Here is an 11,768-nt window from a genome sequence, read left to right as displayed (position 1 = left end):
TGTCATCGGTGCCCGGATGAAACGCTCGGGGATGCAGTGGAGTCGCCCTGGGGCTTCGCGCACAGCAGCCCACCGCGCCCAGCTATGTAGTTCCCGTCCGCTGGTGGCCTTCGAGGCCCTAAGGTGGAGGGCTTTCCCTGTACGGAATTGCTGAGATGCACCCCCAGTCAGGTCAGCCCTTGACCCTATAGCCTTAGTTCCCCAGAATGGGCGCATATGGCCATTTACATGGTGTATGAAGACGCCCTGGCCCTCATGAAGCGCTTCACCCCCTCAGAAAGCCTGCAAAGGCACATGCTGGCGGTCGAGGCGGCCATGCGGGCCTATGCCAGGAAATACGGCGAGCCCGAGGAAAAGTGGGCCATTACCGGTATTCTGCACGACTTTGACTACGAACAATTCCCTGAGGAACACCCCTACAAAGGGGTGCAGATGTTGCGCGGGATGGGCTACCCGGGGGAGGTAATCGAGGCCATTCTGGGCCATGTGGATGTGCCTGAGCACCCCCGCCACTCCCTGATGGCCAGGGCGCTGTTTGCCGTAGACGAGCTGGTGGGCCTGATTACAGCCGCGGTATACGTGCGGCCCGATAAGAGCATTCACAGCCTCGAGCTCGCCAGCCTCAAAAAAAAGTTCAAGGACAAAGCCTTTGCTGCCAGGGTAGACCGCCACGGCATCGTACGGGGAGCGCAGGAGCTTGGGGTAGACCTCGATGAGCATATGGCTTTTGTGCTCGAGGCCCTGAAAGCCGACGCTAAGCGGCTGGGGCTGGCATGAACCCCTGGCGCGCGTTTCCCGTTGGAGCAAGGCTTGAGGTAGGCTGATGGGGTGAACCTCCTGCGCTCTGGGCTGGCAGCGCTGGTTTTTCTGGCGCTGGCCTGGGGAAAGAGCTACTCCCTCGAGCACGTCGAGCAGGACGTGTACCTGCAGGCCGATGGGCTGGTGCGGGTGGTTGACGTCCGCACCTGGCGCTTCGATGGCGCCTTCCGCGAGGTCTTCCTGGAGATTGACCCCCGCCGGGGTGGAGCGGTGCGCTTCGAGGAGGCCCGCGCCTTAGACGATGGCCGGCCCATCCGATACGAAGTACAGGGCAATCGCATCAGCCTTACTGCCGGCCCCCCCGGCCCCTCGGGCAACCTGCCGGTACTGGCCGAAAACCAAAGCCGCACCTTCCGCATCAGCTACACCCTCAGCAACGAGGTTACCGTAGCCAGCGACGCGGCCATCTTCGACCGACAGGTGCTCGAGCCCGAACATGCCGCGGTGGACAGCTACCTGCTGCGCCTTCATGCCCCAAGGCCTTTGGAGCTGTTTCGGGTATTTATCTTCAGCGGACGTGGGCGTATTGGCAGCCTCGAGTTCGACCCAAGCAAACAGGTGGCTACCGTGCGGCTGGCCCCCGTCAGTCAGAACGAGTTTGTGCGGGCCCGGGTCATCCTGGACGCCAGGGCCTTTGCCTTCCGCAGCCTTGACGAACCCCGTCTCCAACAGTGGCTGCTAGAAACCGAGGAAGAAACCCAGCGCTTCCGCGAGCGCTCCCGACAACTGATTGAAAACCAGCAGGTTCCCGGCTGGGCCTGGGCGCTGGCCGCAGGCCCACTGCTGTTGCTTTTGCTGCTCTTTGGCTTTTTCCTGCGGGCCTATTGGCGCTATGGCCGCGAGCCCCACACCGAGGAGGTGGGCCGCTACTACCGCGAACCTGCCGAGGAAATTCCGCCAGGCCTGGTGCCTTACGTACTGACCCAGGCCGACCCCGGCCAGAGCATGCTGGGCCGGCTGATCTCGGCCACCCTGCTGGATTTTGCCCGGCGAGGCTCGCTCGAGCTCATCCAGCAGCAAAACCCGGGTTTGCTGGGGCTTTTTAGGGGCAACGAAACCCACTTCAAGCTGGCGGCTCCGCCGGAAAACCCCACCGGGCTGGACATGGAAGTCTGGAACTTGCTGCAATCAGCCGCAGGCCAGGATGGCGTGCTCCGGCCCGATGAACTAAAAACGTACTTCCAACAGCACCCCGGCCTCCTGAGCAGCATGGGCCGCCGGCCCAGGGCCATCTACGAGGCCACCTACGGCAAGCTGCTCGACCAAAAGAGCAGCAAGGCCGCCATGCGCTGGGGTGGGTGGCTGGTGGGGCTGGGGTTTTTGTCCTTCCTGCTCACTTTTACCGCCGGCCCCTACCTGCTGGACACCCGGGGTGGGGCCATCTGGGTAGGGGTGCTGATGGTCTGCGGGGTGCTGGCAGGCATCGGCTTTATGACCCTGGGTTTTCTGGCATTTGGGGCGCTGAACCGCTGGAGGCCGGAGAAGCTGCTAAATGCCAGGCGCTGGCAGGCCTACCGCAACTTTCTCGCCGACTTCTCCCAGATGGAGTCGGCCCCCGCCGAGCACTTCAAGATGTGGGACTATCACTTTGTGTACGCAGCAGCCCTGGGCGTGGCCGAGCGCTACCTGCGAAACCTGCGCCAGGTAGCCCAGCGGCGGCCCGAGGTAGTGGCGGTTCCCCGCTGGGTTCCAGGGCAGAGCCTGGGCCGGGCCGGGTCGGTCATGGCCTCTGGCGACATGCTGCAGCAAATCAGCCAGATGACGGGGGGTCTGGCCCAGATTACCCGCAACCTGGAAAGCCTCGAGCGGGCCCTCAAGCCCTCTGGTGGCTCCGGCGGAGGCTTTGGGGGCAGCTCCAGCGGGGGTTCTTCCGGTGGTGGCGGCTCGAGCGGGGCCCGATAATAGGGCACAAGGAGGCACAAAGTATGGAAATCCTGTTGATTCTGGTTCTGCTGATTGTGGCATTGTTCATCTTCTACTACAACCGCATCATCACTCTGGAAAATCGTGTGAACAACGCATTTTCTCAGGTGGATGTGCAGCTCAAGCGACGCAACGACCTCATTCCCAACCTGGTCAATACCGTCAAGGGCTACGCCGCACACGAGACCGGGGTGTTCGACCGGGTAACCCAGGCCCGCGAGCGGATGCTCTCCGCTGGAAGCATCGAAGAAAAATCGGCGGCCTCCAACCAGCTCACCCAGGCCTTGCGCAGCATTTTTGCTATCGCTGAGGCCTACCCCGACCTCAAGGCCGACGCCAACTTCCGGGAGTTGCAGGGGCAGCTCGAGGAAACCGAAAACAAGATTGCCTATTCCCGCCAGTTCTTCAACGACACCGTGCTGGACTTCAACAACACCGTAACCACCATCCCCGGCATGTTCATCGCCCAGCTAATAAGCAAGAAGCCCAAGCCCTTCTTCGAGACCGACGAGGCCACCCGTCAGGTGCCCAGCGTGAATTTCTAGCTGCGCTCTGGTCAATGGCTCAACTTTTGCACCTTTTGACTCCAGCCAGCAGCATAATTTCGAGCCTGGCAACAAACGCATCAGGCCTTGCCATCAGAGGAATTTATTACCGCTCACCAGCAGAAAAACCGCTATGATGAATCATGCAGCCCTCAAAGCAAATCCGGTTTTCCAGTCGGGCTGCAAGGTGTCTTTGGGTCGGTTCCGCCACCGGGAAGCCAGCCCGATAAGGCCGCCTCGAGGGAGGTTAACAGGGAGGTTAACTATGAAGCTGGGCGCAAAGGTTCGCAGCGAACTCCTCTCCCGCATCCGCTCCAGTCCCGACGTTCTGCGCGGCAGGCCCCGCTTAAGAGGAACCCGCATCGCCGTGCATATGGTTTTGGAGGCCCTGGCCTCGCAGATGTCCATCGAAGAGGTGCTCGTACAGTGGCCCGAGCTGACCCGCCAGGACATCCAGGCCGCCTTGCTTTATGGGGCCCGCGCCACCAACTACGAGTGGATCTCCCTGGAGGAGGGGTAATGGGTTGGTTCTTTTTGCAGGAACCCCCACCTGAAGGAGCAGCCCCCGCGTTCTGTTGGTTTTGACCTGCGGTAAGCTCGAGGCCTCATGCGGATTCTGCTCGACGAGAACATCCCCCAGCGGGTCTTGTGGTGGCTCATTGGCGAGGGCCACGAGGTAACCACGGTGCGGGAAGTGGGCCTCACGGGGCGCTCCGACCAGGTTTTGTATGCCTATGCCGAACGCCACAACTATGTGCTGGTCACGCTCGATCTGGACTTCTCCGACCCCGTGCGCTTTCCCCTCAGCTTTCCGCGCATCGTGCTGCGCCCCGGGGTAATAGACCCCGAGCTGATGCGCGAAATCCTGGGCGATGTGTTCCGTCAGGGCTTTCCGCTGTGGGGTGAGCTGTATGTGGTGCAGCCGGAGGGCCTGGCTCGGTATAGTGAGGAACTGTGAAGTGGGTGGAGTGTCCACGGGATTCCTGGCAGGGGTTTGCCCGGTTCATCCCTACAGAAGAAAAGGTGCGCTATTTGCGGGGGCTGCTCGAGGCCGGCTTCAGAAGCCTCGACCTCACCAGCTTTGTCTCGCCCAAATGGGTGCCCCAGCACGCCGATGCCGAGGCGGTGCTGGCGGCCCTGCCCGCCCCGGAGGGGCGCGAGTACCTGGCCATCATCGGGAATCCGAAGGGCCTCGAGCGGGCCCGGCAAGCCGCCCACCTGACCACGGTGGGCTACCCCTTTTCCATTAGCGATACCTTCCAGCGCAAAAACCTCAACCTGGGGATCGAGGAGTCCTGGCCGGTGCTGGAGCAACTGCTGGCTGAGGCCCAGGGGCTCGGGTTCGTGGTCTACCTCTCGATGGCCTTCGGCAACCCCTACGGCGATGCCTGGACGCCTGAACTCACCGCAACGTTTGTAGAGCGCATGAGGCGGCTGCCCGGACTTTCCGGCCTCGTCCTGGCCGACACCTATGGGGTGGCCTCGGCCCAGACCATCGCCCAGACCCTCCAGGCGATAAGCCAGAGCGGTGAGCTGGACGAGAAAATTGGCCTCCACCTGCACAGCCGCCCGGAGCATACTCTCGACAAGGTGCAGGTGGCCCTGAAGGCCGGGGTGCGCTGGCTCGAGGGGGCCCTGGGGGGCATCGGCGGCTGTCCCTTTGCAGGGGATGACCTGGTGGGCAACCTGGCCACCGAACAGGTGCTGCCCTACCTGGCCCAACAAGGCCTGACCCCTGGGGTCAACCTAAAGCGGCTGCCGGAACTCTCCAGCCAGGCCCTGCTGCTCAGAAGCAGGTACGCCTAGCCCCGCCGCAGCCCCAGCAGCAAACCCGCCACAAAAGCCCCACCAAAGGGCAGGTTGGTGGTGAGCACCCCGACCAAAGCATCCCAGGCAGACTTAATCTGTTCTTGTTGCAAAAGGGGTTCTACGTCGCGCTGGATGCGGGTCCAGTCTACGTTGATGTAGCCCATCGAGGCCAGCACCTGCACCACCACAAAAATCAGGCCCAGGATGATGGCCACCCAGCGGCCCACGGTCTTGATGGCGTAACCTACAGCAAAACCGGCCAGCCCCCCAAAGGTGAGCTGGCCGATATAGGGTTGAATCAGTTCCACGCTTCTATTGTGCCATGCCAAAACCCGATTGCGGGGTCAACCTTTTTTACGCATGGCCTCGAGCATATCCCACTGCTCTTTGGTCACCGCGTCCAGTACGTTAAACTCCCCTGCGTTCCAGACCGTCTCGCCCCCATCGATGGTAATGATGTCGCCGGTGATAAAACCCGCATAGTCCGAGATTAGGTAAGAAACCAGGTTGGCCAGCTCGATGTGCTGACCCACCCGCCCCAAGGGAATCTTCTTCTCGAACATCTGGGCAATTTCCGGGGTGGGCATCAGCCGGGTCCAGGCCCCCTCGGTGGGGAAAGGCCCCGGCGCTACCGCATTGACGCGTATACCGTACTTGCCCCACTCCGCCGCCAGCGATTTGGTCAGGGTAACCACCCCGGCCTTGGCCGTAGCCGACGGCACCACGTAGCCCGAGCCGGACTGGGCATAGGTGGTAGCGATGTTAAGCATGGTGCCTTTTTGCCCTTTTGCAATCCAGCGCTTGCCGACCTCGAGGGTACAGTACACCGTACCGTGCAGCACAATGTTTAGCACCGCATCGAAGGCCCGGTAGGAGAGCCGCTCGGTAGGCGAGATGAAGTTGCCGGCTGCGTTGTTAATTAGCACGTCGATCCGGCCAAAATGGGCCTCCACTGCATCTACCATGGCCCGTACTGCCTCGGGGTCGCGCACATCCACCGGCGTGGCAAAAACCTCTCCCCCGGTCTGCTGCATCATCTCCTGGGCAGCCTGAGCAATGGTTTCGACCCGACGGCTGGTGATAGCCACCTTGGCCCCCAGCTCCAGAAAACGCGTGCTCATCGAGCGCCCAAGGCCCGTGCCACCCCCCGTAACCAACACCACTTTGTCCTTCAAAAGCCCAGGTTCAAACATACACGCTCCGTTGGTCTTGTTCAAATGAAAAGTTGATAAGGTGGGATATCTGCCGGGCCGGGCGTCTAACGGCAGCCTTCCAGTCGCAATACCCCACGCCATCTTCTTGCTTGATTAGGCGATTGGGCCCAGGGCATCTCAGCCCTGGGGATACACCTCAAACACCCCGGCTGCCCCCATGCCACCGCCAATGCACATGGTAACCATACCCAGCCCGCCCCCACGCTTACCGAGCTCGTGAATTAGCTGGGTGGTGAGCTTGGCCCCCGTTGCGCCCAGGGGATGCCCCAAGGCGATGGCGCCACCGTTGACGTTTACCTTTTCGGGGTTCATCTGCAGCTCGCCCATGACCGCCAGCACCTGAGCGGCAAAGGCTTCGTTGAACTCAATTAGTTTCAGGTCGTCGAGGGTAATACCGGCTTTAGCCAGGGCCTTGGGAACCGCCTTGATGGGTCCCACACCCATGATGTCCGGCTCCACCCCACCCGTGGCAAAAGAAACAAACCGGGCCAGCGGCTTCAAACCCAGCTCTTTGGCTTTGTCTGCGCTCATCACCAGCAAGGCCGCAGCCCCGTCGGAGTAAGGGGAGGCATTGCCTGCCGTTACACTGCCCCCCTCCTTGAAGGCGGGTTTGAGTTTGGCAAGGCGCTCGAGGCTGGTATCGGCGCGGGGAAGCTCGTCTTTGCTGAACAGGGTCTCCTCTACTTGCTTTTTGCTGCCCTTCCAGTGCACCCTTTTGACCGGGATGGGCACAATTTGACCGTCAAAGGCACCCCGGGCCTGGGCCTCCAGGGCTTTCTGGTGGCTGCGCAGGGCCCAGGCGTCCTGTTCGGCACGGCTAATGCCCCAGCGCTCCGCCACCCGCTCAGCGGTAAAGCCCATGCCGATGTAGGCCTCGGTCAGCTCGGGGTGTAGCTGGGTATGGTAGCCCGACATGGGCACCTGGCTCATCATTTCCACGCCCCCTGCCAGCACCACCTCGTTCATGCCCGAGATAATGGCCTGGGCTGCGTAAGCTATACTTTGCAGGCCCGAGGAACAAAAGCGGTTGATGGTGGCTGCCGAAACCTCAACCGGAAACCCAGCCCGCAGCATCGAGAGCCGGGCCACGTTCAAGCCCTGGCTGGCTTCGGGCATGGCGCAACCCCACTGAATATCCTCGATGATGGCCGGGTTCACACCAGCCTTTTCCACCGCTGCTTTCATTACCAGAGCCGAGAGGTCTATGGGGTGAACAGCGGCCAGGGAGCCATCACTTTTGCCGCGCCCAACGGCGCTACGAACCGCACTGACGATAACTGCTTCCTTCATGGTTGCTCCTAAAAGTTATACTGAGTCAAAGTTTATTGCAAAGCGGTTCTGGCATCAAGCCCAGCGGACAGGGCCCTGCGCTCAGACATCCTCGAGGTGGCGTGAGCCATAGCCACAACGTGGCTAACCTAGCGTAGAGGCATGTTTGCGCGTGCCCAGAGACAAAAAACAAGCCTTGAGCAGCACTTGTTAGGGCGCTCTTCAATATTGAGCTGCTCACAACTTAATTGCTTTGTCCGGCACAGCACAGTGGCCCCCGGATGGGAGGCCACGCCTGTGAAGAGTGCGATATGATCGGCTTTGTACCATTCTCGCCGAAGACCGCTCTAACCTCATATTTATCGCGCTTTAGCAGTCGAACAGCCGTGCGATGGCTTAAAACACGATAGGATATTTACGTGGCAGAGAAGCCTTCTAGCTGGTCACAACTGCTCATTGGTTACGGCGAAGACGCCCACCGCTTGGGTGAGGGGCGCGAACTGTGGCTGGGAGGCCTGCGAATCGAGAGCGAGCGCGGCGCCATTGCCCATTCCGACGGAGATGTTCTTTTGCACGCCATCTCCGATGCTTTGCTCTCGGCTTTTGCCCTCGGCGATATTGGCAGCTATTTTCCCGACCACGACCCCAAATGGAAAGGCCTGGAAAGCCGGGTAATCCTCGAGGTGGTCTTGCAAAAGGTACGGGACAGCGGTTATCGGCTGGGCCAGCTTTCGGCAGTGGTGGTGCTCGACCGGCCCAAACTGGGGCCCCACCGCGCGGCCATTCAGCAACACCTGGCCCTTCTGACCGGCCTGCCGGAAAAACGGGTGGGCCTGACCTTCAAGACCTCTGAAGGCCTGGCCCCCGACCATGCCCAGTGCCGGGTGGTGGTCTACCTCGAGCCCCTCCCGGAAAAGCAGGGCGACAACAGCTAGCCCCTCCCCTCAGGCTATGCAGCACTGGCAGTTGCTCGACCTTCTAGCCTGGGCTGGCCTACTGGCCTTTGGCGTCTCGGGCGCACTGGTGGCTGTGCAGAAGCGTTTCGACCTGGTGGGCATTATCGTGCTAACCGGGGTTACGGCAATTGGGGGAGGGGCCATCCGGGATGTGCTGGTGGGCTCACTACCCGCAGGGTCGCTGCGAAATGAGCCGGTGTTGTGGTTGGTGTTTTTGGTAGCCCTGCTGGTATGGCGGTTTAGTCATCGGCTGGGACGGCTCGAGCGCCTCATCTACTACCTGGACACCATAGGGCTGGGGCTGTTTGCTGCGCTGGGGGCCGAGCGGGCTCTGGCTTTTGGCCTGGGTTTTTGGGGTTGTGTTTTCGTGGGCACCGTTTCGGGGGTGGGGGGTGGGGTTTTGCGCGACGTGCTGGCAGGGGAAATTCCCGGCATTTTCTATCGCAACCGCGACCTCTACGCCTCGGCGGCCAGCGGAGGTGCGGCGGTGGTTTTCCTGATCTACACATTTTTACCCACTTACGCTGCCCTGGCGGTTGTTCTGGGAGCCCTGGTTACTATTGCATTGCGCCTATCAAGCCGCTGGTTGGGCCTACGACTCCCTACGGCAAGATAAAGGGCTCTGGATTCAAAAATTTCTTGCTTGCAGGGCCTGGAGGTGCTAGGCTACTTGAGGCGCTTTGCTAAGCAGGAAGCATTGGGGTTTTCTGCTGGTTGCAAAAGCTCAGGAGGCACCGTGGAAGATCACAGTTCTAGTCGAAGATTTTGCCCGGTGTGCTCCCACACCGAGTAATCCTCGACAAACCGTGTACCCTGCGGAGCTTCCTTCCAAGATTCGGCTCAGGCCGAAAACCGAAGGAGGCCGCATATGTACAACACCGAAGCCTTGGTTGGGCTGGAAGCCCTCAAAAACGCCCTTCGCGAGAGCGATGCCTTCAAGGTTAAGGCCGCGCTGGAAGAGCTGTACCCGGCGCAGATTCTGGATCATTGGGCAGAATTCGCCCCCGAGCACCGCCGGGCCATCCTGACCCTGCTCTCCCCTGCCGAGGCCGCAGAGGTATTTAGCCACCTCGAGGAGGCCGAACAGGCCGAACTTCTGGAAGCCCTGCCGCCCTGGCGGGTCAAGGAACTGCTGGAGGAGCTGTCGCTCGATGACCTGGCCGATGCCATCAACGCCGTCGAGGAAGAAAACAGCCCCGAGGCCGCCGAGGCTCTTTTGCGCCAACTAGATCCCCTGACCCGGGCCGAGGTAGAAGAGCTGGCCGAGTACGAAGAGGACGAGGCCGGGGGCATCATGACCTCGGAGTACATCGCGGTACGGGACTATATGCGGGTAGAGGAGGTGTTCCGCTTCCTCCGGCGTGAAGCCCCCGACGCAGAGCAAATTTACGTGATTTACGTGGTAGATGCCGAGGAGCATCTGCAGGGGGTGCTTACCCTGCGCGACCTGATCGTGGCCGACCCCAAAACCCGTGTCTCGGAGATCATGAACCCCGACGTGATTTACGTGCACGACGACACCGACCAGGAGGAAGTGGCCCGGCTGATGGCCGACTACAACTTTACGGTGCTGCCGGTGGTGGACGAAGACAAAAAACTGGTCGGGATCGTAACCATCGACGACGTAGTAGACGTAATCGAAGAGGAAGCCACCGAAGACATCTACCGCCTGGGTGCGGTGGAGTCGCCCGAACTGGTGTACAGCAAGTCGAGTGTGTGGGAGCTGTGGAGCGCCCGGGTACGCTGGCTGATTATTCTGATCGTGACCGGCAGCATTACCAGCAGCATTTTGCAGGGCTTCGAGTCGGTGCTCGAGGCCGTCACTGCCCTGGCCTTTTATGTGCCGGTGCTGGTAGGCACCGGGGGCAATACCGGAAACCAGTCCAGCACCCTGATTGTGCGAGCCCTGGCCACCCGCGATGTATCTCTGGGCGACTGGTTGCGCATCATACGTAAGGAGCTGGGCGTTGGTGTGCTGCTGGGCATAACCCTGGCCGGCCTGCTAGCCATCAAGGTGCTGATTGACGGCCAGGTTCAACTGCTGTGGGTGGTGGGCATTTCGCTGGGCCTGGTGGTGCTGCTGGCCAATGTGGTGGGCGCCACGCTACCCCTGCTGCTACGACGGCTGAAGCTCGACCCTGCCCTTATTTCCAACCCCCTGATTGCCACCGTTACCGACGTAACTGGGCTGGTGGTGTATCTGAGCGTGGCCCGCTGGCTGCTGGAGGTTTAGAGCGGTCCTCAATGACCCAACCCCAATCGGGAAATTCTATAAACCCCATCTAAAGACCTCGAGCCCCCAGCGCAGTACCCAGCACCACCAGTAACCCCAGGGCCATCTGTGTCCAACCCACCACCCTGGCCGGTACAGGCGGTTTGTTGAAGGTGTACAGCGACAATGGCAGCAACAAAGCCAGCATCAGCACACTTAACCAGGGAAGCCATTGAAATGTAGCCCCTAGCCCCAGCACGGCTATGGCCAAGAACTCCACCAGATAGATGGGCGTTGCCCGTACCGCTTCTCCCCTGGCCCGGCGCACCTGCGCCCGAGCATAAAAGATGGAGGCTACCGAACGGGCCGCCAGCACCAGCCAAAGCCCATAGGCCAGCCACGGGTCTTGACCAGATGCCAGAGCAATACTGGTAGCAACGGCCCCCATGGCCACCGCTCCGGAAAGCTCGGGCAGCAGGTTTCGACCCCGGCTTTGGGCATCAAACCAGAGTTGCACGCCCCCTAACGGCAAAGCCAGCAGCAACGGCAGCCAAAAAGGCCTCGCTGAAAACCAGGCCGCCAGCAATATGCTGGTCAGGGCCAGGGCACCGTACAGCAACGCAAGGTTGCGAGCCAGCACAGTGCGGGGAAAGCTTTTCCCACGGCGAAGGTCGGAGAGCCAGAGCTTGAGGGGATGACGGGTGAAGAAGGTCGCCAGGGCAAAAATCCCCAGAGCCACCCCTGCCCCGCTTGGGGCCACTAGAAGTCCAAGCAAAACAGGCTCGAGGGTAAACCCCCAGCCGCCGTGTTCGCTGGGGAGAGCAATGCTTTTGAGGGGTATGGGGACACGAGGCGGTTGTATAGCCATAGCTTAGTCCTGGGCTCCAGGGCCTATCTGTATGCGCTGGGCCATCTGGTCTGAGACCGGCAACCCCTCGCGCTCCATCCGAGTTCGGTACTGTGTGATACCAAATCTATGTAGATAATAACTCATGCCAAGCAAAGCCATAGCCCTACACGC

The 11,768-nt window shown here is 61.0% G+C and carries 13 protein-coding genes; 9 read left to right on the top strand and 4 right to left on the bottom strand.

Annotated elements, in window-relative coordinates; translation table 11 throughout:
- Nucleotides 1-216: 216 nt before the first annotated feature.
- The 6 genes from ABWU19_RS12840 (at nt 217) to ABWU19_RS12815 (ending at nt 5,093) form a co-directional block, all read left to right on the top strand.
- Complete coding sequence (locus tag ABWU19_RS12840; RefSeq protein ID WP_435902072.1) at nt 217-777, top strand: HD domain-containing protein; 561 nt, start codon at nt 217-219, stop codon at nt 775-777.
- Nucleotides 778-828: 51 nt separating this feature from the next.
- Complete coding sequence (locus ABWU19_RS12835; protein WP_435902071.1) at nt 829-2,721, top strand: DUF2207 family protein; 1,893 nt, start codon at nt 829-831, stop codon at nt 2,719-2,721.
- Between the two features lie 23 nt (nt 2,722-2,744).
- Nucleotides 2,745-3,287 (top strand): LemA family protein, encoded by a 543-nt coding sequence (locus tag ABWU19_RS12830; RefSeq protein WP_435902070.1) that lies wholly within the window; start codon nt 2,745-2,747, stop codon nt 3,285-3,287.
- Nucleotides 3,288-3,552: 265 nt separating this feature from the next.
- A complete protein-coding gene (locus tag ABWU19_RS12825; protein WP_027878134.1) occupies nt 3,553-3,807 on the top strand; it encodes a DUF433 domain-containing protein in 255 nt (84 codons plus the stop codon).
- A gap of 87 nt (nt 3,808-3,894) precedes the next feature.
- On the top strand, nt 3,895-4,245 hold the full coding sequence (locus ABWU19_RS12820) for a DUF5615 family PIN-like protein (RefSeq protein WP_435902069.1): 351 nt from the start codon (nt 3,895-3,897) through the stop codon (nt 4,243-4,245).
- On the top strand, nt 4,242-5,093 hold the full coding sequence (locus tag ABWU19_RS12815) for a hydroxymethylglutaryl-CoA lyase (protein WP_435902068.1): 852 nt from the start codon (nt 4,242-4,244) through the stop codon (nt 5,091-5,093). Before ABWU19_RS12820 ends, ABWU19_RS12815 begins: the two co-directional genes overlap by 4 nt.
- Here ABWU19_RS12815 and ABWU19_RS12810 read toward each other — a convergent pair.
- From ABWU19_RS12810 to ABWU19_RS12800, 3 genes are all read right to left on the bottom strand, one after another.
- Entirely contained in the window at nt 5,090-5,404 is a 315-nt protein-coding gene (locus ABWU19_RS12810) for an FUN14 domain-containing protein (RefSeq protein WP_435902067.1), read from the bottom strand. The genes ABWU19_RS12815 and ABWU19_RS12810 overlap by 4 nt on opposite strands.
- Before the next feature lie 36 nt (nt 5,405-5,440).
- On the bottom strand, nt 5,441-6,289 hold the full coding sequence (locus ABWU19_RS12805; protein WP_435902066.1) for an SDR family oxidoreductase: 849 nt from the start codon (nt 6,287-6,289) through the stop codon (nt 5,441-5,443).
- A 138-nt stretch (nt 6,290-6,427) separates the two neighbouring features.
- Nucleotides 6,428-7,600 (bottom strand): thiolase family protein, encoded by a 1,173-nt coding sequence (locus ABWU19_RS12800; protein WP_435902065.1) that lies wholly within the window; start codon nt 7,598-7,600, stop codon nt 6,428-6,430.
- A 428-nt stretch (nt 7,601-8,028) separates the two neighbouring features.
- On the opposite strand from ABWU19_RS12800, the gene ispF reads away from it, so the two are divergent.
- The 3 genes from ispF (at nt 8,029) to mgtE (ending at nt 10,768) form a co-directional block, all read left to right on the top strand.
- Entirely contained in the window at nt 8,029-8,514 is a 486-nt protein-coding gene (gene ispF / locus ABWU19_RS12795) for a 2-C-methyl-D-erythritol 2,4-cyclodiphosphate synthase (RefSeq protein ID WP_435902073.1), read from the top strand.
- 16 nt (nt 8,515-8,530) lie between these two features.
- Nucleotides 8,531-9,151: a trimeric intracellular cation channel family protein gene (locus ABWU19_RS12790; protein ID WP_435902064.1), complete on the top strand. Its 621-nt coding sequence runs from the start codon at nt 8,531-8,533 to the stop codon at nt 9,149-9,151.
- 252 nt (nt 9,152-9,403) lie between these two features.
- Entirely contained in the window at nt 9,404-10,768 is a 1,365-nt protein-coding gene (gene mgtE / locus ABWU19_RS12785) for a magnesium transporter (protein ID WP_435902063.1), read from the top strand.
- Between the two features lie 49 nt (nt 10,769-10,817).
- Here mgtE and ABWU19_RS12780 read toward each other — a convergent pair whose 3' ends face one another.
- Nucleotides 10,818-11,615 carry a YwiC-like family protein gene (locus tag ABWU19_RS12780; protein WP_435902062.1) on the bottom strand — a complete coding sequence of 266 codons (798 nt, stop codon included), beginning with the start codon at nt 11,613-11,615 and terminating at the stop codon, nt 10,818-10,820.
- Nucleotides 11,616-11,768 lie beyond the last annotated feature (153 nt).

It is taken from the genome of Meiothermus cerbereus, from assembly GCF_051297115.1.
GTDB lineage: Bacteria > Deinococcota > Deinococci > Deinococcales > Thermaceae > Meiothermus > Meiothermus cerbereus_A.
The sequence above is the reverse complement of the archived record's forward strand: the minus strand, read 5'-3'. Positions and strand labels throughout refer to the sequence as shown.